This is a genomic window from Pseudomonas sp. P42 (assembly GCF_017973755.1).
Lineage (GTDB): Bacteria > Pseudomonadota > Gammaproteobacteria > Pseudomonadales > Pseudomonadaceae > Aquipseudomonas > Aquipseudomonas iridis.
The window spans coordinates 419,557-442,320 of sequence record NZ_JACOPU010000004.1 but is presented as its reverse complement, the minus strand read 5'-3'; the positions used below and the strand labels follow the sequence as shown (position 1 = coordinate 442,320).

19 protein-coding genes are annotated in these 22,764 nt (G+C 59.0%); 1 reads left to right on the top strand and 18 read right to left on the bottom strand.

Annotated elements, in window-relative coordinates:
• Nucleotides 1–9: 9 nt before the first annotated feature.
• The 17 genes from nuoI to H8B20_RS15150 all read right to left on the bottom strand — a co-directional run bounded on the left by nuoI (nucleotide 10) and on the right by H8B20_RS15150 (nucleotide 20,456).
• On the bottom strand, nucleotides 10–558 hold the full coding sequence (gene nuoI / locus H8B20_RS15230) for an NADH-quinone oxidoreductase subunit NuoI (RefSeq protein WP_007920177.1): 549 nt from the start codon (nucleotides 556–558) through the stop codon (nucleotides 10–12).
• Nucleotides 559–569: 11 nt separating this feature from the next.
• Nucleotides 570–1,577, bottom strand: coding sequence for an NADH-quinone oxidoreductase subunit NuoH (nuoH, locus tag H8B20_RS15225; RefSeq protein ID WP_042559870.1), 1,008 nt, complete (start codon nucleotides 1,575–1,577; stop codon nucleotides 570–572).
• Nucleotides 1,574–4,288, bottom strand: coding sequence for an NADH-quinone oxidoreductase subunit NuoG (gene nuoG / locus H8B20_RS15220; RefSeq protein ID WP_210623729.1), 2,715 nt, complete (start codon nucleotides 4,286–4,288; stop codon nucleotides 1,574–1,576). Before nuoG ends, nuoH begins: the two co-directional genes overlap by 4 nt.
• Before the next feature lie 135 nt (nucleotides 4,289–4,423).
• Nucleotides 4,424–5,776 (bottom strand): NADH-quinone oxidoreductase subunit NuoF, encoded by a 1,353-nt coding sequence (gene nuoF, locus H8B20_RS15215; RefSeq protein WP_210623728.1) that lies wholly within the window; start codon nucleotides 5,774–5,776, stop codon nucleotides 4,424–4,426.
• Nucleotides 5,773–6,270, bottom strand: a complete 498-nt coding sequence (gene nuoE, locus H8B20_RS15210) for an NADH-quinone oxidoreductase subunit NuoE (protein ID WP_042559867.1) — start codon at nucleotides 6,268–6,270, stop codon at nucleotides 5,773–5,775. The genes nuoF and nuoE overlap by 4 nt, the downstream gene beginning before the upstream one ends.
• A gap of 2 nt (nucleotides 6,271–6,272) precedes the next feature.
• A complete protein-coding gene (nuoC, locus tag H8B20_RS15205) occupies nucleotides 6,273–8,057 on the bottom strand; it encodes an NADH-quinone oxidoreductase subunit C/D (RefSeq protein ID WP_047302093.1) in 1,785 nt (594 codons plus the stop codon).
• A 73-nt stretch (nucleotides 8,058–8,130) separates the two neighbouring features.
• A complete protein-coding gene (locus tag H8B20_RS15200; protein WP_042559865.1) occupies nucleotides 8,131–8,805 on the bottom strand; it encodes a NuoB/complex I 20 kDa subunit family protein in 675 nt (224 codons plus the stop codon).
• 10 nt (nucleotides 8,806–8,815) lie between these two features.
• Nucleotides 8,816–9,229, bottom strand: a complete 414-nt coding sequence (locus H8B20_RS15195; protein ID WP_003223812.1) for an NADH-quinone oxidoreductase subunit A — start codon at nucleotides 9,227–9,229, stop codon at nucleotides 8,816–8,818.
• Between the two features lie 581 nt (nucleotides 9,230–9,810).
• On the bottom strand, nucleotides 9,811–11,136 hold the full coding sequence (gene aceA, locus H8B20_RS15190; RefSeq protein WP_010458877.1) for an isocitrate lyase: 1,326 nt from the start codon (nucleotides 11,134–11,136) through the stop codon (nucleotides 9,811–9,813).
• Nucleotides 11,137–11,610: 474 nt separating this feature from the next.
• The gene (locus H8B20_RS15185; RefSeq protein WP_210623727.1) at nucleotides 11,611–12,363 is read right to left on the bottom strand and encodes a secretin N-terminal domain-containing protein; all 753 of its coding nucleotides are present in this window, start codon (nucleotides 12,361–12,363) and stop codon (nucleotides 11,611–11,613) included.
• Between the two features lie 243 nt (nucleotides 12,364–12,606).
• The gene (locus tag H8B20_RS15180) at nucleotides 12,607–13,032 is read right to left on the bottom strand and encodes a GNAT family N-acetyltransferase (protein ID WP_042559863.1); all 426 of its coding nucleotides are present in this window, start codon (nucleotides 13,030–13,032) and stop codon (nucleotides 12,607–12,609) included.
• The gene (locus H8B20_RS15175) at nucleotides 13,025–14,194 is read right to left on the bottom strand and encodes a ribosomal protein uL16 3-hydroxylase (protein WP_210623726.1); all 1,170 of its coding nucleotides are present in this window, start codon (nucleotides 14,192–14,194) and stop codon (nucleotides 13,025–13,027) included. Before H8B20_RS15175 ends, H8B20_RS15180 begins: the two co-directional genes overlap by 8 nt.
• 86 nt (nucleotides 14,195–14,280) lie before the next feature.
• Nucleotides 14,281–15,651: an adenylosuccinate lyase gene (gene purB, locus H8B20_RS15170; RefSeq protein ID WP_042559861.1), complete on the bottom strand. Its 1,371-nt coding sequence runs from the start codon at nucleotides 15,649–15,651 to the stop codon at nucleotides 14,281–14,283.
• Between the two features lie 126 nt (nucleotides 15,652–15,777).
• Nucleotides 15,778–16,401: a high frequency lysogenization protein HflD gene (gene hflD, locus H8B20_RS15165; RefSeq protein WP_042559860.1), complete on the bottom strand. Its 624-nt coding sequence runs from the start codon at nucleotides 16,399–16,401 to the stop codon at nucleotides 15,778–15,780.
• On the bottom strand, nucleotides 16,398–17,522 hold the full coding sequence (gene mnmA / locus H8B20_RS15160) for a tRNA 2-thiouridine(34) synthase MnmA (protein ID WP_150604178.1): 1,125 nt from the start codon (nucleotides 17,520–17,522) through the stop codon (nucleotides 16,398–16,400). The genes hflD and mnmA overlap by 4 nt, the downstream gene beginning before the upstream one ends.
• Nucleotides 17,523–17,581: 59 nt before the next feature.
• Nucleotides 17,582–18,028, bottom strand: a complete 447-nt coding sequence (locus H8B20_RS15155; RefSeq protein WP_042559858.1) for an NUDIX hydrolase — start codon at nucleotides 18,026–18,028, stop codon at nucleotides 17,582–17,584.
• 202 nt (nucleotides 18,029–18,230) lie between these two features.
• Nucleotides 18,231–20,456 carry an NADP-dependent isocitrate dehydrogenase gene (locus H8B20_RS15150; RefSeq protein ID WP_042559857.1) on the bottom strand — a complete coding sequence of 742 codons (2,226 nt, stop codon included), beginning with the start codon at nucleotides 20,454–20,456 and terminating at the stop codon, nucleotides 18,231–18,233.
• Nucleotides 20,457–20,937: 481 nt separating this feature from the next.
• Here H8B20_RS15150 and icd point away from each other — a divergent pair, with 481 nt between their 5' ends.
• Nucleotides 20,938–22,194, top strand: coding sequence for an NADP-dependent isocitrate dehydrogenase (gene icd, locus H8B20_RS15145; protein ID WP_042559856.1), 1,257 nt, complete (start codon nucleotides 20,938–20,940; stop codon nucleotides 22,192–22,194).
• Between the two features lie 81 nt (nucleotides 22,195–22,275).
• Here icd and H8B20_RS15140 read toward each other — a convergent pair whose 3' ends face one another.
• Entirely contained in the window at nucleotides 22,276–22,557 is a 282-nt protein-coding gene (locus H8B20_RS15140) for a cold shock domain-containing protein (protein WP_210623725.1), read from the bottom strand.
• Nucleotides 22,558–22,764 lie beyond the last annotated feature (207 nt).

The window sequence follows — 22,764 nt, the reverse complement described above, 5'->3', positions numbered from 1 at the left end:
CGTTCTTCCTTAAGGCAGCAAGCTCTTCACGTTGATCGGTTCGGCTTCGTTCTGTGCAGAGCCTTTCGGCTTGCCAGCGATTGCCATACCTGCAACACGATAGAAGTTGTAATCAGGGTTTTTGCCGGGGCCGGAGATCAGCAGATCTTCTTTCTCGTACACCAGGTCCTGACGTTTGAACTCGGCCATCTCGAAATCCGGAGTCAACTGGATTGCGGTGGTCGGACAGGCTTCCTCGCAGAGGCCGCAGAAAATGCAGCGCGAGAAGTTGATACGGAAGAAGTCCGGGTACCAGCGACCGTCTTCGGTTTCAGCTTTCTGCAGCGAGATGCAACCCACCGGGCACGCCACGGCGCACAGGTTGCAGGCTACGCAGCGTTCTTCGCCATCGGGGTCGCGGGTCAGGACGATGCGACCACGGTAGCGTGGTGGCAGGTAGACCGCTTCTTCCGGGTATTGCAGGGTGTCGCGCTTGCGAAAACCATGGCCGAAGACCATGACCAGGCTGCGCAACTGGGTACCGGTACCCTTAACGATGTCGCCAATATATTTGAACATGGGTCAAATCCTCACTGAACCGCAACCGCGGGCGTGTTCAACAACACAACCGCAGCGGTCACCAGCAAATTGATCAGGGTCAGTGGCAGGCAGAACTTCCAGCTGAAGTCCATCACCTGGTCATAACGCGGACGCGGGATAGAGGCGCGCAGCAGGATGAACAGCATGATGAAGAACGCGGTCTTCAGGGCGAACCACAGGAACGACAGTTGCGGCAGGATGCCGAACGGACCGTGCCAGCCACCGAAGAACAGAGTGACCAGCAGCGCCGAGATCAAGATGATGCCGATGTATTCGCCAACGAAGAACATGCCCCATTTCATGCCGGCGTATTCAATGTGGTAACCGTCAGCCAGTTCCTGTTCCGCTTCCGGCTGGTCGAACGGGTGACGGTGAGTCACGGCGACGCCAGCGATGAAGAAGGTACAGAAGCCGAAGAACTGCGGAATGATGAACCACAGGTTCTGCGCCTGGTACTCGACGATGTCGCGCATGTTGAACGAACCGACCTGCACCACGATGCCCATCAGGGCCAGGCCCATGAACACTTCGTAGGACACGGTCTGCGCCGAGGCACGCAAGGCACCCAGCAGGGCGAACTTGTTGTTACTCGACCAGCCGGCGAACAGCACCGCGTAGACCGACAGACCGGCCATGGCGAAGAAGAACAGCAGGCCGATGTTCAGGTCCGCGACACCCCAGGTCGGGGTGATCGGGATGATCGCGAACGCAATCAGCAAGGCCGACATGGCCACAACCGGTGCCAGGGTGAAAATCACCTTGTCGGCAAACGGTGGCGTCCAGTCTTCCTTGAAGAACATCTTCAACATGTCGGCGGCGATCTGGAACATACCAAACGGACCAACGCGGTTCGGACCGTAACGGTCCTGCCACCAGCCCAGCAGGCGACGTTCGACAAAGCTGAGCAACGCGCCCGCGACCACAACGGCCAGCAGAATCACGATGGCTTTGACGACCGTCAGGATCACATCGATCACTTCAGGGGTGAACCAGGTCATTGCGCTGCCTCCTGCAGACCGTCGACGGATACGCCGGCGAATGCCGGTGGAATGCCGGCGATGCCCGCAGGCAATGCCACCAGACCTGCGCCCAGTTCTTCATTGATGCGCAGCGGCAGACGCAGGGTCTGACCGGCCACGTTCAGGCTCAGCAGCGCACCTTCGTTGACGCCCAGGCGATCCGCTTCGGACTTGGCCAGTGCAACGTAAGCCGCCGGAATGCGTTCCTGAACCGGAGCGGCTTTCGAAGAGGTTTCTTCGCTGCCGAACAGGTGGAAGAACGGCACGGCTTGCCAGGTACCCGGCATCGGGTTGAACGCACGCGGCGCTGCAGCGAACCAGTTCAGCGAATCACCAGTGCTTTCGATCAGGCGGGTGCCCGGATCGCCAGCGCGCAGGTGACCACCGACTTCGTCCTGGAACTTGTTCCAGGCTTGCGGCGAGTTCCAGCCCGGCGACCAGGCAAACGGCACTTGCTGACGCGGTTCGGCAGAGCCCGAGTAACCTTCCATGGAGAAGGCGAACGCGGTGTCTTTGTCTTGCGGGGTGCGTGGTTCGTGAACGCTGATGTCGGCGCGCATCGCGGTGCGACCGGAGTAACGCAGCGGCTCACGCGCCAGTTTCAGACCCTTGATACGGAACGCCGCGGACGGTGCAGCGTCGACAATACGCGCCAGTTGCGCGGTGCTCGAAGCAACGGCAGCGGTCACGTGGTCGAGTTGCGTCCAGTCGATTGGCTGATTCAGCAGGGTGGCGCGCAGGGCGTGCAGCCAGCGCCAGCCTTCGTGCACCAGAATGCTCGCGTCCAGGTATTGCGGATCGAAAACCTGGAAGAAACGCTGGGCGCGACCTTCCTGGCTGACCAGCGTACCGTCGCCTTCAGCAAAGCTCGCGGCTGGCAGAACCAGATGCGCGCGATCACTGGTAGCGGTTTTCTGATGGTCAGCGACGATCACCACTTTCGCGGCGTTCAGGGCTGCATCGACCTTGTCTTTGGCGGTGCGGGTGTAGAGATCGTTTTCCAGCACGACGATAGCGTCGGCCTTGCCATCAATCACTGCTTGCAGCGCAGCATCAACCGATTCGCCACCCAGCATGGCCAGACCGAGGCTGTTGGCTTCCGGCACGATCAGGCTGATGGAACCGTTCTTCTCGCGCAGCTTCAGGGCTTTCGCGATATTGGCAGCAGCCTCGATCAGCGCTTTGGAACCCAGCGAAGTACCGGCGATGATCAGCGGACGCTTGGCGGCGAGCAGGGCATCAGCGATGCGCTTGGCCAGTTCCAGTGCTTCAGCATCCAGGCCTTCCACAGCCGGTGCGCTGGCGTCCAGCGCGTGAGCCACAGCAAAACCGATGCGCGCCAGATCGTCCGGAGCTGCGTGAACGCATTCTTCGGCGATGTCGTCGAGCTTGGTTTCAGCCAGGCTGGCAATGAACAGCGGGTTCAGCGTGTGCTGACCGATGTTCTTCACCGCGGCATCGAGCCATGGCTGGACGCGCATGGCGTCGGCCATTTCTTCGGCTTTGCCCTTGACCGACTGACGCAGCGACAACGCCATACGGGCGGCGGTCTGGGTCAGGTCTTCACCGAGCACGAAGATGGCGTCGTGGTCTTCGATGTCACGCATGTTCGGTACTGGCAGCGGGCTGTCATTGAGCACTTGCAGAACCAGACGGATGCGTTCCAGTTCGGACGCTTCGATACCCGAGTAAAAATGTTCGGCGCCTACCAGTTCACGCAACGCGTAGTTGCTTTCGAGGCTGGCACGCGGCGAACCGATACCGACAATGTTGCGACCGCGCAGCAGATCGGCGGCTTTATCCAGCGCAGCGTCGAGGCTCAGCTTGGTGCCGTCGGCCAGCAGCGGCTGGCGTGGACGGTCGGTGCGGTTGACGTAGCCATAACCGAAACGGCCACGGTCGCACAGGAAGTATTGGTTCACCGAACCGTTGAAACGGTTTTCGATGCGACGCAGTTCGCCGTAACGCTCGCCCGGGGAGATGTTGCAACCGCTCGAGCAGCCATGGCAGATGCTCGGCGAGAACTGCATGTCCCACTTGCGGTTGTAGCGCTCGGAGTGAGTCTTGTCGGTGAACACACCGGTCGGGCAGACCTCGGTGAGGTTGCCGGAGAACTCGCTTTCGAGGGTGCCATCTTCGACGCGACCGAAGTACACGTTGTCGTGGGCACCGAACACACCGAGGTCGGTGCCGCCAGCGTAGTCTTTATAGAAACGCACGCAGCGGTAGCAAGCGATGCAGCGGTTCATTTCGTGGGAAATGAACGGGCCCAGTTGCTGATTCTGGTGAGTACGTTTGGTGAAGCGATAACGGCGCTCGTTGTGGCCGGTCATCACTGTCATGTCTTGCAGGTGGCAGTGACCGCCTTCCTCACAGACTGGGCAGTCGTGCGGGTGGTTGGTCATCAGCCATTCGACAACACTGGCGCGGAATGCCTTGGACTCATCATCGTCGATGGAGATCCAGGTGTTGTCGGTGGCGGGCGTCATGCAGGACATGACGATGCGACCACGGGTGTCGTTCTCGTCGGTGTACTGCTTGACCGCGCACTGGCGGCAGGCCCCGACGCTACCTAGCGCGGGGTGCCAGCAGAAATATGGAATGTCGAGGCCCAGCGACAGACATGCCTGTAACAGGTTGTCTGCCCCGTCGACTTCGAGCGCTTTGCCGTCTACGTGGATAGTGGCCATGGTTCAAAGGTCTTCGTTGGCCCGGTGTCAGCGGGCGTGGCTAATGGAATCTTGTTATCCGTCCGAATCCAGTCAGCCCCGAAAGGCGTCATCGGACGAAAGGCGAAGGGCACGGACCCTTCGCCTTTTAAGCGTTTACGCGCCGATTACGATCGGCCTTGCCAGAGGCGGGACGGCGCTTGCAGGCGCGATACCGGCTTCGAACTCTGGACGGAAGTATTTGATGGCACTGCCCAACGGCTCCACGGCACCCGGTGCGTGAGCACAGAAGGTTTTGCCCGGGCCGAGGAAACCGACCAGACCCAGCAGGGTCTCGATGTCGCCTGGCTGACCCTTGCCCTGTTCGATGGCCATCAAGAGCTTGACGCTCCATGGCAAACCATCGCGGCACGGGGTGCAGAAACCGCAGGATTCGCGGGCGAAGAACTGCTCCATGTTGCGCAGCAGCGAGACCATGTTGACGCTGTCATCCACCGCCATGGCCAGACCGGTACCCATACGGGTGCCTACTTTGGCAATGCCGCCGGCGTACATTTGTGCGTCGAGGTGTTCTGGCAGGAGGAAACCGGTACCGGCCCCGCCTGGCTGCCAGGCCTTGAGTTTGAAACCGTCGCGCATGCCGCCCGCGTAGTCTTCGAACAACTCGCGACCGGTGACGCCGAATGGCAATTCCCACAGACCCGGATTCTTGACCTTGCCGGAGAAGCCCATGAGCTTGGTACCCATGTCTTCAGAGCCTTCGCGGGCCAACGATTTGTACCAGTCAACGCCGTCGGCAATGATTGCCGGCACGTTGCACAGGGTTTCCACGTTGTTCACGCAAGTCGGCTTGCCCCAGACGCCGACGGCGGCAGGGAAGGGCGGCTTGGAGCGCGGGTTGGCGCGGCGGCCTTCGAGGGAGTTGATCAGTGCGGTTTCTTCACCGCAGATGTAACGCCCGGCGCCCGTGTGGACGAACAGCTCGAAATCAAACCCGCTGCCCAGAATGTTCTTGCCCAGCAGGCCAGCCGCCTTGGCTTCTTCCACGGCACGGTTGAGGTGCTTGGCGGCGGTGGTGTACTCGCCACGCAGGAAGATGTAGCCACGGTAGGTTTTCAGCGCGCGCGCGCTGATCAGCATGCCTTCGATCAGCAGATGGGGCAGTTGCTCCATCAGCATGCGGTCTTTCCAGGTGTTCGGCTCCATTTCGTCCGCGTTGCACAGCAGGTAGCGGATGTTGATGGATTCGTCCTTGGGCATCAGGCCCCACTTGACGCCCGTGGGGAAGCCTGCACCGCCGCGACCTTTGAGGCCTGCGTCTTTCACGGTCTGGACGATGTCGTCCTGGCTCATGTCGGCGAAGGCTTTGCGCGCTGCGGCGTACCCGTTCTTGGCCTGGTACTCGTCGAGCCACACGGCTTCGCCGTCGTCACGCAGACGCCAGGTCAGGGGGTGAGTTTCGGCCGACCGCTGAATGCGGTTGGCAGGACCGAAAGATGTCAGGGTCATACGTAGCCCTCGAGCAGTTTGGCGACGCCGGCAGGCTGCACATCACCAAAGGTGTCGTCGTCGATCATCAGCGCCGGTGCCTTGTCGCAGTTGCCGAGGCAGCAGACAGGCAGCAGGGTGAAACGACCGTCGGTGGTGGTCTGACCCAGGCCGATGCCCAGATTGTTCTGGATTTCGCTGACCACCGACTCGTGGCCGCCGATGTAGCAGACCATGCTGTCGCAGACGCGAATGATGTGACGGCCGACAGGCTGACGGAAGATCTGGCTATAGAACGTCGCCACACCTTCAACGTCGCTGGCCGGGATGCCGAGCATCTCGCCGATGGCGTACAGGGCGCCATCCGGCACCCAGCCACGTTCTTTCTGAACGATCTTCAGGGCCTCGATCGACGCCGCGCGCGGGTCTTCGTAGTGATGCAGCTCGTGCTCGATGGCCGAGCGCTCGGTTTCACTCAAGGTGAAACGGTCTGTCTGGATAAGCGTGCTGTTCATGCTTAGCGGTCCACGTCGGCCATAACGAAGTCGATACTACCCAGGTACGCAATCAAGTCCGCGACCATGCTGCCTTTGATCACCGAAGGGATCTGTTGCAGATGCGGGAAGCTTGGAGTACGGATCCGGGTACGGTAGCTCATGGTGCCGCCGTCGCTCGTCAGGTAATAACTGTTGATGCCCTTGGTCGCTTCGATCATCTGGAAGGATTCGTTGGCCGGCATGACCGGGCCCCACGAAACTTGCAGGAAGTGCGTGATCAAGGTTTCGATGTGCTGCAGCGTGCGCTCTTTGGGCGGCGGCGTGGTCAGCGGGTGATCCGCCTTGTACGGGCCTTCCGGCATGTTGCGCATGCACTGGTCGATGATCTTGATGCTCTGGCGCATTTCTTCAACGCGCACCATGCAGCGGTCGTAGGCATCGCCGTTGGCGGCCAGCGGCACTTCGAACTCGAAGTTCTCGTAGCCCGAGTACGGACGCGCTTTACGCAGGTCGAAATCGCAACCGGTCGAACGCAGACCCGCACCAGTGACACCCCATTCCAGGGCCTCTTTGGTGTTGTAGGCGGCAACGCCGATGGTACGACCCTTGAGGATGCTGTTCTGCAGGGCAGCCTTGGTGTATTCGTCGAGGCGTTTTGGCAGCCATTCAACGAAGTCTTTCACCAGTTTTTCCCAACCGCGCGGCAGGTCGTGGGCAACGCCACCGATGCGATACCAGGCCGGGTGCAGACGGAAACCGGTAATGGCTTCGATCACCGTGTACGCCTTCTGGCGGTCGGTGAAGGTGAAGAACACCGGCGTCATCGCGCCAACGTCCTGGATGTAAGTACCCAGGAACAGCAGGTGGCTGGTGATCCGGAAGAACTCGGCCATCATGATGCGGATGACGTCGACCTTCTCGGGCACCTTGATGCCGGCCAGCTTCTCGACCGAGAGCACGTACGGCAGGTTGTTCATCACGCCGCCGAGGTAGTCGATACGGTCGGTGTAAGGGATGAAGCTGTGCCAGGACTGACGCTCGGCCATCTTCTCGGCGCCACGGTGGTGGTAACCGATGTCCGGAACGCAGTCGACGATTTCTTCACCGTCCAGCTGCAGAATGATACGGAAGGCACCGTGAGCCGAAGGGTGGTTCGGGCCCAGGTTGAGGAACATGTAGTCCTCGTTCACGCCGGAACGCTTCATGCCCCAGTCTTCAGGACGGAAGCGTGCGGCTTCTTCCTCAAGCTGTTGCTTGGCGAGGTTGAGGCTGTACGGATCGAATTCGGTGGCGCGCGCCGGGAAGTCCTTGCGCAGCGGGTGACCTTCCCAGGTCGGCGGCATCATGATGCGCGACAGGTGGGGGTGGCCTTTGAAGTCGATGCCGTACATGTCCCAGACTTCACGCTCGTACCAGTTGGCGTTCGGCCAGATGCTGGTGACGGTCGGCAAGCTCAGGTCGCTCTCGGACAAGGCGACCTTGATCATCACGTCACTATTACGCTCAAGCGACATGAGGTGATAGAACACGGTGAACTCGGCGTCCGATGGCAGACCTTGACGCTTGGTGCGCAGACGCTCGTCCACGCCGTGCAGGTCATAGAGCATGACGTACGGCTTGGGCAGGTTGCGCAGGAAAGTCAGGACTTCGACGAGTCTGGCACGCGCCACCCACAGCACCGGCATGCCGGTGCGGGTTGGCTGGGCGGTGAACGCCTCTGGGCCAAAACGGTTGTTCAATTCAACGACCACATCCTGGTCGTCTGCCTTATAAGGCGGGATGTACAGAGCGCTGCCTGTAGTCATGGTTATTTTTTCGCTTTCGGTCAACGTAAAGAATGAAGCCAGCTTCTCGTTTCTTGGTAAGAACAGATCTGGATCAGACTTCGTCAGGGCTGCGCAGGTTGGTCACTGCGATTCGCTGTTCGCGGCGCTGTTCCTTCTGCGAAGGCATGTCGGCGCGATAAACGCCTTGATCACCAACGACCCAGGAAAGCGGGCGACGCTCCTTGCCAATCGATTCCTGCAACAGCATCAAGCCTTGCAGAAATGCTTCTGGACGGGGCGGGCAGCCAGGTACGTAGACGTCCACCGGCAGGAACTTGTCCACCCCTTGAACTACAGAGTAGATGTCGTACATGCCGCCGGAGTTGGCGCACGAACCCATGGAGATAACCCATTTCGGTTCGAGCATTTGCTCATAGAGACGCTGAATGATCGGCGCCATCTTGATGAAGCAGGTACCGGCGATAACCATGAAGTCGGCCTGACGCGGCGATGCCCGGATAACTTCGGCGCCAAAGCGCGCGATGTCGTGGGGTGCCGTGAAGGCGGTGGTCATTTCCACGTAGCAGCACGACAGGCCGAAGTTGTACGGCCACAGGGAGTTTTTACGTCCCCAGTTGACCGCGCCACTCAGCACGTCTTCGAGCTTGCCCATGAAAATGTTTTTGTGAACTTGATCCTCTAACGGATCGGAAACGGTTTCCCGTTCGCCGATCGGGTACTGATCGTTAGGAGCATCGGGGTCGATCCTGGTGAGATTGTATTGCATTGCCAAAGCCTCATTGTTTCAGCTTCGCCTGCCGCTTGCGACGAGCTTCCGGAGCCCAGTCAAGGGCGCCCACTCGGAACAGGTAGACAAGACCTGCCAACAGAATTGCTATGAAAACGAGAGCTTCGACGAATCCGGTCCAGCCGCTTTCGCGGACGGACACAGACCATGCAAAGAGAAAGAGGGCTTCGATATCGAAGATCACGAAGAGCATCGCGACCAGATAGAATTTGGCTGAGAGCCGCAAGCGGGCGCCACCGGTAGGTAGCATGCCCGACTCGAACGGCTCGTTTTTGCTGCGGCCCCAGGCTTTTGACCCGAGGAGGCTGGAGACACCAAGCATGAAGGCACACAGGCCGACGACACCCAAAAGGAAAATGGCAAAGCCCCAGTTGTGGGCCATGAGTCCTGTCGCTTCGGGCATGCTGGTAATCCTTAACAGAGAGCAAAGGTCTCTGAGCTTGATAAAGAAATAGGCAGTGACGATATGTCGCAGCAATCAATCGCGCTGATTTTATGGCTAAACACCCAGCAAGTAAAATTCCTATAGCGAAATTATTTATTGGAATAAGGACATAGCGCACCTCGAATGCCCTGAGGCCCATGCGTTGCGGGCATTAGCCGGGTTTCAATGAATAATGTTTTGTCGTGGATGTAACGAACATAGTTGTGACTGAATGATAATTAATATCGTTTGGGATGGTTTTGTAACTATTTAGCGGCGCAGTCGTTGGGAAGTTGTCTTATATACCCATTACTGCAAGTAGCGGCGGCGTCCGTTTTAGCTGATTTTCCTGGCGTGGATGCCGATCTGGATCAATGTTTTGTCTTGCAGGCTGAAGACGACACCTGTGGAAGCGAGCTGGCTCGCTCCCACAAGAGGTCTGTGGCGTTTGAGGAATCGCAGGCGAAAAAAAACGCCCCGAACCAGTCGGGGCGTCAGATGTGCAGCGCTGCGGTTAGCTTTTAATCGTTGCGCAACGGCCGTTTACTCAGTGAAGTCAATCAGTGGAACTGTTCTTCTTCGGTCGAACCGGTCAGTGCGGTTACCGAAGACGTGCCACCTTGAATCACGGTGGTCATGTCGTCGAAGTAGCCGGTGCCCACTTCCTGCTGGTGCGCCACGAAGGTGTAACCCTTGGAGGCGTCAGCGAATTCCTGCTCTTGCAGCTTCACGTAGGCAGTCATGTCGTTGCGGGCGTAGTCGTGCGCCAGGTTGAACATGCTGTGCCACATGTTGTGAATGCCGGCCAGGGTGATGAACTGGTGCTTGTAGCCCATGGCGGACAGTTCGCGCTGGAACTTGGCGATGGTCGCGTCGTCCAGGTTTTTCTTCCAGTTGAAGGAAGGCGAGCAGTTGTACGACAGCAGTTGGTCCGGGTATTCCTTTTTGATCGCTTCAGCAAAGCGACGGGCTTCGTCCAGATCCGGCTTGGCGGTTTCGCACCAGATCAGGTCAGCGTACGGCGCGTAAGCCAGGCCACGGGCGATTGCCTGGTCCAGACCGGCACGAACCTTGTAGAAACCTTCCTGAGTACGCTCGCCAGTCACGAACGGCTGGTCGTACGGGTCGCAATCGGAAGTCAGCAGGTCAGCAGCGTTCGCATCGGTACGCGCCAGAATGATGGTCGGTGTACCGGCAACGTCAGCAGCCAGACGTGCAGCGGTCAGCTTCTGTACGGCTTCCTGGGTAGGAACCAGTACTTTGCCGCCCATGTGGCCGCATTTTTTCACGGAAGCCAGTTGGTCTTCGAAGTGAACGCCGGCGGCGCCTGCTTCGATCATGCTCTTCATCAGCTCGTAAGCGTTCAGCACGCCGCCGAAACCGGCTTCGGCGTCAGCCACGATCGGCGCGAAGTAGTCGATGTAGCCTTCGTCGCCCGGGCCTTTGCCGGCTTTCCACTGGATCTGGTCAGCACGACGGAACGAGTTGTTGATGCGCTTGACCACGGTTGGAACCGAGTCCACCGGGTACAGCGACTGGTCCGGGTACATCGATTCTGCGGAGTTGTTGTCCGCAGCGACTTGCCAGCCGGACAGGTAAATGGCCTGGATACCGGCCTTGACCTGCTGAACAGCCTGGCCGCCGGTCAGGGCGCCCATGCAGTTGACGAAATCTTTGTCTGGACGGAAGGACGGCTTGGCACCCTGGGTGACCAGGTTCCACAGCTTCTCGGCGCCGAGTTTTGCAAAAGTGTGCTCAGGTTGAACCGAGCCACGCAGGCGGACGACGTCAGCAGCGGAGTAAGCGCGGGTCACGCCTTTCCAGCGCGGGTTTTCAGCCCAGTCTTTTTCGAGGGCTGCAATTTGCTGTTCGCGTGTCAGTGCCATGGAGATAAACCTCGTCGCGTCTTTTATGAAAAGTTGTTCTGCGGTGGAAAATTCCTGCGCTCGCTGACCAGAAGCTTAGGCGGTCAAGTCGGATTCGGCGGGGTAGGCGACGGGATGAACGATGGGCTCGAGGGGAAGTGAGCAGGTAAGGGCGGACTGCGGGCGTATTCGGGCGTCGTGGGCCTTTGTACGAACTACAGCGTGAAGCCGGGTTACCTAAATACGCTTCCGTCCCTCGGGACAACTTCGTTCCAGTCGGCAACCTCGTCAAACACACCTTGTGGGCGGTACAGACACGAAGCGGTTCGCGGGGTAGATGCGAACATCGCTTCGAAGACCCTTGCCAGGGCCTCTGATTAGCGGGAGCGAGGCCATCATGCCTTCGCTTTTTTGCCTCGTCAAACGTTTTGTAGTGCTTTTTTTCAAGCACTACATCTTTCGTCTAATACGACTAATCAGTCAGTTTTCGGTGGTTTAGTCCAAGGCTTCGACTTTCACCTTCAAGGTCATGTCATCCCGGCCTTGAGTCGAGTAGCTGCGGGCCAGACCCTGTTTGTCGGCCTGAGTCTGGCGATTCACACCGGCCAGAGTGATCCACTCGCCGAGACGTCCGCTGACGGTTGTGTCGGTACTTTGCACGTTCACTACATCGGGACGTTCCTGGCTCATACGGTCGCGATTGGTCGTGATTGCCAGGTGAACGATGTCGCCGGTGACGCTGGCGGTGACGTAGAAACCCTGGGTAACGTTACGGTACTCGGTCTGGCTGCTGTAATCGCCGTAGGAGTTGCTCTGGCTGCTGGTGATCGGCACGCTCTGGCCGACCTGGATCAGCGCCGGCATGCCGTCGGTGGCCTGGACTTGCTGGACGCCGCCGTCACGGCTGGAGGTGCTGCGGCTGATGATGCGGGTCTGCGCACCATCGACCGAATAACCTTCATCGCCACGGCCGTTGTTTTCATTGGTGTCGACGGTGATCAGCAGACGTTTTGGTGCCGTGTCGAGCTGAGTGATCAGCGCCTTGAGTTCCTCGATCTTGTCCGGCTCGGCTTTGACGATCAACTGGTTGCCATAGGCGCTGACCTGGCCGTCCTTGCCGATGAAGTCTTGCGCCATCGGCAGCATGTCGGCGCTGGTGCGGAACTTGAGGGGGACGACTTCTGTGGCTGCCATCACCGAAAAACTGCAGCCGAGCAGCAGGGTGGTGAGCAGGGTGCGTAGGGACATGTCCGTTATCTCCGCTTTCGAAAGGCTTGATATTGCCAGTTTGTCGGCCTGGGGTGGGGCAAGTTGAATCGTAGACAGCAAAACGCCCCGGCATCGTGGGATGTCGGGGCGTTTTACAGTGTGCTTCATGGCCTCTTCGCGAGCTAATGCTCGCTCCCACAGTGGTTTTCTGTTTGACACAAATCTGTGTCCACTGAAGTTCCCTGTGGGAGCGAGCCTGCTCGCGAAGGCTGCGCCTCGGTTTTAAGCCGAATGGCGAACCATATCGACGTGCGGAATCCCTGCTTCCAGGAACTCTTCACTGACCAGGCTGAAACCCAGGCGCTCATAAAACGCCGTAGCCTGCACCTGAGCGCTGAGCATCTGCTGCTTCAGACCGCGCGCTTCAGCTTCAGCGATGACCGCTTGCATCAGCGCATCACCGACCTTCATGCCGCGCCAGTCTTTGAGCACCGACACCCGGCCGATGTGCCCGTCGGGCAGCAGGCGCGCAGTGCCGATCGGAAAGTCGCCTTCAAAGGCCAGAAAATGCACCGCGCTTGCGTCATCCGCGTCCCACTCCAGCTCAGGTGGCACCGATTGCTCAGCGATAAATACCGTCTCACGAATGCGGCGGATCTCGGCGATGTCCTTTTGCCAATCTGCGACACGTACGCGAATCTTATTCATCGGCGAACCCCAGGCTCCCTTGCTTGACCAGCTCGCACAGCAGGCCACGACCGTCTTCGTCGTTCAGCCACTCACCGAGGTTGTCGACATGCAACGCATCAGCGGCGCAGATCAGTTTCAGCAGCTCACGCAGTTTGCCCGGCAGGTAACGGCTCTGGCCGCTGGCGAACAGCAGCAGATCGTCATCGACTTCTGACCACGCCAGACGTGCGCTTGGGTTGCGGATCAATACGGCGCCATCCTGCAGGGCGCTGAGGAAGTCTTCTTCTTCGACTTCTTCCGGGCCGACGACCAGTTCCGGGTAGCGCGGCTCGGTCATGTACTGGCCGAACCAGGTCAGCAACAGGCGCTCGTCGCTCATGTGCTCGGCGAGCAGGCTCTTCAGGCGATCCAGTGCATCGTGTTGAATCTGATGCGGATCGACCGCTGGCTGCGCGTCGGCATCGGTGTAGCGCTCTTCGTCAGTCAGGAACTGGCTGAGGAAATCGGTGAAGTGGGTCAGCACTTCGGATGCGCTTGGTGCGCGGAAGCCGACCGAGTAGGTCATGCAGTTATCCAAGGCGACGCCGCAGTGGGCCAGGCGCGGCGGCAGGTAAAGCATGTCGCCCGGTTCCAGAACCCACTCTTCAGTCTGTTCGAATTCAGCGAGGATGCGCAGGTCTGCGTGTTGCAGCAGCGGGCTCTCGGAATCGCACATCTGGCCGATTTTCCAGTTGCGCTTGCCGTGACCTTGCAGCAGGAACACGTCGTAGTTGTCGAAGTGCGGACCAACGCTGCCACCTGGTGCGGCGTAACTGATCATCACGTCGTCGACGCGCCAGCTCGGCAGAAAGCGGAAGCTTTCCAGCAGCTCGCTGACTTCCGGCACGAACTGGTCGACTGCCTGAACGAGCAGGGTCCACTCTTTTTCCGGCAATTTGCTGAATTCGTCTTCAGCGAACGGACCGCGACGCAGTTCCCATGGGCGCTCGCCGTGCTCGATCACCAGGCGCGATTCAACTTCTTCTTCCAGAGCCAGGCCGGCCAGTTCGTCGGCGTCGATCGGGCTTTCGAAGTCAGGAATCGCCTGACGGATCAGCAGTGGCTTTTTTTGCCAGTAGTCGCGCAGGAATTCGCGCGCCGTGAGGCCGCCCAGAAGTTGAAGAGGAATATCGGAATTCATATGTAACCTATTGAAAAAAAGCACTTTTCAGACGGGAATAAAAACGCCCGGCGCGGCCGGGCGTCTCAAACGGGTCAAGCGGTCAATCAGATGCGTTTGGCTTGCGCTACAGCGTTACCGATGTAGTTGGCCGGGGTCAGCAGTTTCAGCTCGGCTTTCGCTTCGGCTGGCATGTCCAGGCCGTCGATGAAAGTCTGCAACGCTTCAGGGCTGATGCCCTTGCCGCGGGTCAGTTCTTTCAGCTTCTCGTACGGGTTTTCGATGTTGTAGCGACGCATCACGGTCTGGATTGGCTCAGCCAGAACTTCCCAGCAAGCGTCCAGATCAGCGGCGATCTTCTGTGCATTCAGCTCAAGCTTGCTGATGCCTTTGAGGCTGGCTTCGTACGCGATCACGCTGTGGGCGAAGCCGACACCGAGGTTACGCAGTACGGTGGAGTCGGTCAGGTCGCGCTGCCAGCGGGAGATCGGCAGTTTGCTCGCCAGGTGCTGGAACAGCGCGTTGGCGATGCCCAGGTTGCCTTCGGAGTTTTCGAAGTCGATCGGGTTGACCTTGTGCGGCATGGTCGACGAACCGATTTCGCCAGCGATGGTGCGCTGCTTGAAGTAACCCAGGGAGATGTAGCCCCAAATGTCACGGTCGAAGTCGATCAGAATAGTGTTGAAGCGCGCAATGGCGTCGAACAGCTCGGCGATGTAGTCGTGCGGTTCGATCTGCGTGGTGTACGGGTTGAAACCCAGACCCAGCTCGTCTTCGATGAAGGCGCGGGCGTTGGCTTCCCAGTCGATCTGCGGGTAAGCCGACAGGTGAGCGTTGTAGTTGCCGACAGCGCCATTGATCTTGCCCAGCAGCGGAACGGCAGCGACTTGAGCGATTTGACGCTCGAGGCGGTAAACCACGTTCGCCAGCTCTTTACCCAGAGTGGTCGGGGAGGCTGGTTGGCCGTGGGTGCGCGACAGCATCGGCACGTCGGCGAAACGGATTGCCAGCTCGCGGATGGCGTCGCAGGTCTGACGCATCAGCGGCAGCATTACATCGTCACGGCCTTCGCGCAGCATCAGGGCGTGGGACAGGTTGTTGATGTCCTCGCTGGTGCAGGCAAAGTGGATGAATTCGCTGACGGCGGCCAACTCGGGCAGTTTGGCGGCTTGCTCTTTGAGCAGGTATTCGATCGCCTTGACGTCGTGGTTGGTGGTGCGCTCGATCTCTTTGACGCGCTCGGCGTGCTCCAGCGAGAAGTTTTCAGCCAGTTCATTGAGAACGGCGTTGGCCTCGGCGGAGAACGCTGGCACTTCAGGGATACCAGCGTGGGCGGCCAGGCGCTGGAGCCAGCGCACTTCAACCAGAACACGGGCACGGATCAGACCGTACTCGCTGAAAATCGGGCGCAGGGCCTGGGTTTTGCCGGCGTAGCGGCCGTCAACAGGGGAAACCGCAGTGAGCGAAGAAAGCTGCATGGGGTGTTCTCGGACAGTCGGGCAACGAAATGGGGCGCGTATCATACATGAAAAAATCCGCCGGTCCGTTGCCAACTGACCGGCGTATTACGCGTTACAGACTTCAAAGCGTTTGTTGCAGACGATTTACTCGCTGCGCATCAGCGGATACAGCTCTTTGAGCAGCTTGCGCCGGCTGATCACCAGCTGCCAGCGATGGCCGCCGAGCTGACGCCACAGGCGCGCCGAGCGAATCCCGGCGAGCAGCAGGGCACGAATTTTCGAGGCATTGCTCGGCTGTTGCAGGTTGCGCATGTCGCCGTGCACCTGAATGCGTTGGCGCAGCGTGCTCAGGGTGTCCTGATACAGCGCGCCGCAGGCGGCAATGACGTTTTCGTGCGCCGGGCCGAAATGCTCGACCTGCGACTGGATCTGCGGCAGACGCTTGCCGATCGCATCGAGCATGTCGTCGCGCTTGGCCAGTTGGCGCTCAAGGCCGAGCATCGACAGGGCATAGCGCAACGGTTCGCGCTGCAACGTGCTCGGATCGCGTTCAAGGGCGCCGATCAGTGCGCGATAGCCTTCGCGCAGATTGAGGTCGTCGCCGCCGTATACGTCCAGCGTGTCTTTCGGGTCGCGTACCAACAGACTGCCGAGCATGCAGGTCAGGCCGGCTTCGCTGGTCTGCCCGCTTTTGGCGATCCGGTCGACCAGCACGGCGGCGAGAAATACACCGCCCAGCGCCGTCAGTTGCTCCTGAGTCGGGCTCATGCCTGACCACTCCATGGCTCGGCGACTTCGATCACGCCGCCGCCGAGGCAGATTTCACCGTCATAGAACACCACGGATTGGCCCGGTGTTACCGCGCGTTGCGGCTCATCGAACACGGCGCGGTAGCCGGTTGCAGTCTGCTCCAGCGTGCAGGCCTGATCGCTCTGGCGATAACGCACTTTGGCAGTCAGGCGACGTGGCTGGCTCAGGTCGACCGGGTTGACCCAGTAGATTTCCGAGGCGAGCAGGGCGCCGGAGAACAACCACGGATGGTTGTTGCCCTGGCCGACGATCAGCTCGTTGGTGTCCAGATCCTTGCGCAGCACGTACCACGGCTCATCGCCGGCATCTTTCAGACCGCCGATGCCCAGGCCCTGACGCTGACCGATAGTGTGGTACATCAAGCCGTGGTGGCGGCCGATGACTTCGCCTTCGGTAGTCTTGATCTCGCCCGGCTGTGCCGGCAGGTACTGCTTGAGGAAGTCGCTGAAGCGCCGTTCGCCGATGAAGCAGATTCCGGTGGAATCCTTCTTCTTGGCGGTCGCCAGTTCGTATTTCTCGGCAATTGCGCGGACTTCAGGTTTTTCCAGTTCGCCGACCGGGAACAGGGTCTTGGCGATCTGTTCGCCGCCGACGGCGTGCAGGAAGTAGCTTTGATCCTTGTTGGCATCGAGGCCTTTGAGCAGCTCGGTGCGGCCATCGATGTCGCGGCGGCGCACGTAGTGGCCGGTGGCGATCAGGTCGGCACCGAGCATCATGGCGTAGTCGAGGAACGCCTTGAACTTGATCTCGCGGTTGCACAGGATGTCCGGATTCGGCGTGCGCCCGGCTTTGTATTCGGCCAGGAAGTGCTCGAACACGTTGTCCCAGTACTCGGCAGCGAAGTTGGCGGTGTGCAGCTTGATGCCGATCTTGTCGCAGACAGCCTGGGCATCCGCCAGGTCGTCCATGGCGGTGCAGTATTCCGTTCCGTCGTCTTCTTCCCAGTTCTTCATGAACAGGCCTTCCACCGCGTAACCCTGCTCGATCAGCAGGAGAGCGGAAACGGAAGAGTCCACGCCGCCGGACATGCCGACAATGACGCGCTTCTTGGATGTGTCAGAAGGGGCTGGATCACGCATAGGGATTCAATGAGTGTCTTTAAAAAGGACGCGATTCTATCAGGCTCGCGGCCTCAAGGCTAAAGAGAAGGGCGGATCAATTCGAGGCCGAAGTGATGGCCGGCCAGATAATCATCGATGCAACGGATGATCAGCTCGCTGCGCCAATGCTCGCGCTGCTCGATTAATTCGTCGCGGGTCAGCCACTTGGCGCCGACAATGCCGTCGTCGAGCTGATAATCCGGGTGATGTTTCAGTGCTTTGGCGACGAAGCAGATGCGTTGGTAGGTCACGCCGTTGCTGGGTGCGGTGTACAGATAAATGCCGACCACGCCGGTGGGTTCGACGTCCCAGCCGGTTTCTTCGAGGGTTTCACGAATGGCGGCATCGATCAGGGTTTCGTCAGGGTCGAGATGACCGGCGGGCTGGTTGAGCACGTTGCGGCCGGCCTTGTGCTCTTCAACCATCAGAAAGCGACCGTTGTCCTCGACGATGGTGGCGACGGTGATGTGGGGGAGCCATTCCATAAATCTTCCTCAATCTATTGGTTGAAGCCCAGTCCCTGAGGGAGCTGGCATGCCGGCGATAGCGGTGGGTCAGTCACCCTTCATGTTGGATGATAAGCCGTCACCGCTGGCAAGCCAGCTCCCACAGGGGTTTATGGTGATCATAAAACCCGGAAACACAAACCCCGGCACAAGGCCGGGGTTTGTTTACAGCGCTACAACCTTAAACCAGCGCAGCAATCGCCGCGTTGAGGGTTGCGCTTGGGCGCATGGCCTTGCTGATCAGCTCGGCATTGGCGTGGTAGTAACCGCCGATGTCGACTGGCTTGCCCTGAACGGCGTTGAGCTCGGCAACGATGGTTGCTTCGTTCTCGGTCAGAGTCTTGGCCAGAGTCGCGAACTGCGCTTGCAGTGCAGCGTCTTCGGTCTGGGCTGCCAGAGCCTGAGCCCAGTACATCGCCAGATAGAAGTGGCTGCCGCGGTTGTCGATGTTGCCGACTTTGCGCGATGGCGACTTGTTGTTGTCGAGGAACTGGCCAGTGGCCTGATCCAGGGTCTTGGACAGCACCAGTGCTTTCGGGTTGTTGTAGTTCACACCCAAATGCTCAAGCGAGGCTGCCAGGGCAAGGAACTCACCCAGCGAATCCCAGCGCAGGAAGTTTTCTTCAACCAGTTGCTGCACGTGCTTTGGAGCCGAGCCGCCGGCGCCGGTTTCGAACAGGCCACCGCCGTTCATCAGCGGCACGATCGACAGCATCTTGGCGCTGGTGCCCAGTTCCATGATCGGGAACAAGTCGGTCAGGTAGTCGCGCAGGACGTTGCCGGTCACCGAAATGGTGTCCTTGCCTTCGCGGGTGCGCTGCAGGGTGTACTTCATGGCATCGACTGGCGCCATGATCTGGATGTCCAGACCTGCGGTGTCGTGATCCTTCAGGTAAGCCTGAACTTTCTCGATCACTACGCCATCGTGAGCGCGCATTGGGTCCAGCCAGAAAATAGCGGGAGTGCTGCTGGCGCGAGCACGGTTGACGGCCAGTTTGACCCAATCCTGGATCGGCGCGTCTTTGGTCTGGCACATGCGGAAGATGTCGCCGGCTTCAACAGCCTGTTCCATCAGCAGGGTGCCTTTGCTGTCGGTCACGCGAACCACGCCGTCAGCCTTGATCTGGAAGGTCTTGTCGTGGGAACCGTATTCTTCGGCTTTTTTAGCCATCAGGCCAACGTTTGGCACGCTGCCCATGGTGGTCGGATCGAAAGCACCATTGGCTTTGCAATCTTCGATCACGGCCTGGTAGATGGTCGCGTAGCAGCGATCCGGGATCACAGCCTTGGTGTCGTGCAACTGACCGTCAGTGCCCCACATCTTGCCGGAGTCACGGATCATCGCTGGCATCGAGGCGTCGACGATAACGTCGCTCGGCACGTGCAGGTTGGTGATGCCTTTGTCGGAGTTGACCATCGCCAGCGACGGACGAGCAGCGTAGACCGCCGCCATGTCGGCTTCGATCTGCGCTTGTTGCTCGGCCGGCAGGGCTTTGATGCGAGCGTACAGATCACCGATGCCGTTGTTCAGGTTGAAGCCGATCTGGGCCAGCACGTCAGCGTGCTTGGTCAGTGCGTCTTTATAGAACTCGGCAACGATCTGGCCGAACATGATCGGGTCAGAGACCTTCATCATGGTCGCTTTCAGGTGCACCGACAGCAGCACGCCTTGAGCCTTGGCGCTTTCGATTTCAGCAGCGATGAACGCACGCAGGGCGTTTTTGCTCATCACGGCGCAGTCGAGAATCTCGCCAGCCTGAACGGTGGTTTTTTCTTTCAGGACGGTAGCGGTACCGTCTTTGGCGATCAGCTCGATTTTCACAGCGTCAGCGGCGTCGATCAGGGCAGCTTTTTCGCTGCCGTAGAAATCGCCGGTGCTCATGTGAGCGACGTGGGATTTGGAGTCTTTGGCCCAGGCGCCCATTTTGTGCGGGTGCTTGCGCGCATAGTTCTTGACCGACAGCGGTGCACGACGATCAGAGTTGCCTTCGCGCAGAACCGGGTTCACGGCGCTGCCCTTGATCTTGTCGTAACGCGCCTTGGCGTCTTTGTCGGCGTCGCTGGTCACGGTTTCCGGGTAGTCCGGCAGGTTGTAACCCTGAGCTTGCAGCTCTTTGATCGCGGCTTGCAGCTGTGGAACCGAAGCACTGATGTTCGGCAGCTTGATGATATTGGCTTCAGGCGTAACGGCCAGGTCGCCCAGTTCGGCGAGGTGGTCGGCTACGGCTTTGTCACCCAGTTGCTCGGGGAAGCTGGCCAGGATGCGCGCTGCAAGAGAGATATCGCGGGTTTCCACGGCGATATCGGCCGAGGCAGTGTAAGCCTCGATGATCGGCAGCAGGGAATAGGTGGCGAGGGCTGGGGCTTCGTCGGTGAAGGTATAGATGATCTTCGAGCGGGTGGGCATATTCGGATTAACTCTCTCTTCTTTGCTAAAGCGTGCGCAGAAACTCGAGGGGCGCCGGGTAAGCGCGTTCGTTCAAAGTCATCCATGAGCCGAATGTCGAGATTCTTCGCGGTGATGTTGGGTGCATCAGTAGAGCGTCAAGCAGTCGGGCCGCGGTAACAACCCGACCAATCAGGCGGAAAGTCTCGTTCTAGAGAGGCCAGCCGTCGTGACCCTTTGGTCAGCGGGCGGCATTATACATAGGTAGCTGGCAATCTGCCGATGGTTCATATGCAACGATTCTCGTCCATTGGTCTAAAGGTCGCAGGGCAGGGTGGGGCGTAGAGTCGTCGCGAATGCTTGAGTTTGGCGCTTTTCCCTTTGCTTTCAGGCTTGTACGAAACCAGATGTGCCTGCGCCGCGAACAGAGGGTTTGCGTGTTGATTTAACTGGGTTACGCTCGAACCAAGCCAGATGTTCAATCCAAACAATGGAGTTCAGCATGGGTTACAAGAAGATTCAGGTTCCAGCCGTCGGCGACAAAATCTCCGTCAATGCAGACCATTCTCTCAATGTTCCTGATAACCCGATCATCCCCTTCATCGAAGGTGACGGCATTGGTGTCGACATCAGTCCGGTGATGATCAAGGTTGTCGATGCTGCAGTTCAAAAGGCATACGGCGGCAAGCGCAAGATTTCCTGGATGGAAGTCTACGCCGGGGAAAAAGCCACTCAGGTTTACGATCAGGACACCTGGCTGCCTCAGGAAACCCTGGACGCAGTCAAGGATTACGTGGTTTCCATCAAAGGCCCGCTGACCACCCCGGTCGGTGGCGGTATCCGCTCGCTGAACGTGGCCCTGCGTCAGCAACTCGACCTCTACGTCTGCCTGCGCCCGGTGCGCTGGTTCGAAGGCGTGCCTAGCCCGGTGAAAAAGCCTGGCGACGTCGACATGACGATTTTTCGCGAGAACTCCGAAGACATCTACGCCGGTATCGAGTGGAAGGCCGGTTCGCCGGAAGCGACCAAGGTCATCAAATTCCTTAAAGAAGAAATGGGCGTCACCAAGATCCGTTTCGACGAAAACTGCGGCATCGGCGTCAAGCCGGTTTCCCTGGAGGGTACCAAGCGTCTGGCGCGCAAGGCACTGCAATACGTGGTCGACAACGACCGCGATTCGCTGACCATCGTGCACAAAGGCAACATCATGAAGTTCACCGAAGGTGCCTTCAAGGAGTGGGCCTATGAGGTGGCGGCTGAAGAGTTCGGTGCGACGCTGCTCGACGGCGGTCCGTGGATGCAGTTCAAAAACCCGAAAACCGGCAAAAACGTTGTGGTCAAAGACGCCATCGCCGACGCCATGCTCCAGCAGATCCTGCTGCGCCCGGCCGAATACGATGTGATCGCGACCCTGAACCTCAACGGTGATTACCTCTCCGACGCCCTCGCGGCGGAAGTGGGCGGTATCGGTATTGCGCCGGGCGCCAACCTGTCCGACACCGTGGCGATGTTCGAAGCCACCCACGGTACAGCACCGAAGTATGCCGGCAAGGATCAGGTCAACCCGGGTTCGTTGATTCTTTCGGCAGAAATGATGCTGCGGCACATGGGCTGGACCGAGGCGGCGGATCTGATCATCAAGGGCACCAACGGCGCCATCAGTGCCAAGACTGTGACCTATGACTTCGAGCGTCTGATGGACGGCGCCAAGCTGGTTTCGTCTTCGGGCTTCGGTGATGCGCTGATCTCGCACATGTAACAGCAACACCCTGCAACAAAAACCGCCCCGCTCGAGATGATCGAGCAGGGCGGTTTTTTTATGGCTGAAGGTATCAGGGCGTCAACTGGTGACCTTTTGTTCTCTGGCGACGACGGGGGTCGTTTCTTTTTTGGCGTCGTCGGCTTCAATCTTCACAGCATGCAAACCTTTGGGGCCCTGCACGATGTCGAATTTCACCAGCTGTCCTGCCTTAAGGGTTTTGTAACCCTCCATCTCGATAGCAGAATAATGCGCGAAGAAATCAATTTCTTCGCCATCGTCATCGCGACCTTCGCGGGAGTCAGTATTTATGAAGCCGAACCCTTTGGCATTGTTGAACCATTTCACCTTGCCGACAGCCATGCTCAAATCCCTCTGCAACAGACTCCATCGCTGGAGTATCATCCAAGTCATCCGCAATCTAATTCGTTAAAAGAATTGACTCCGCGGATCTTTTTTACCCACTGTGGGCTCTATTGGTTGTAACACCGTTTTCCCGATAGTCAAGGTGACCGGGCAGTCGGAGTTGAAAACGTGGACAACCGCCCCCACCACTGTATTTGCACAACT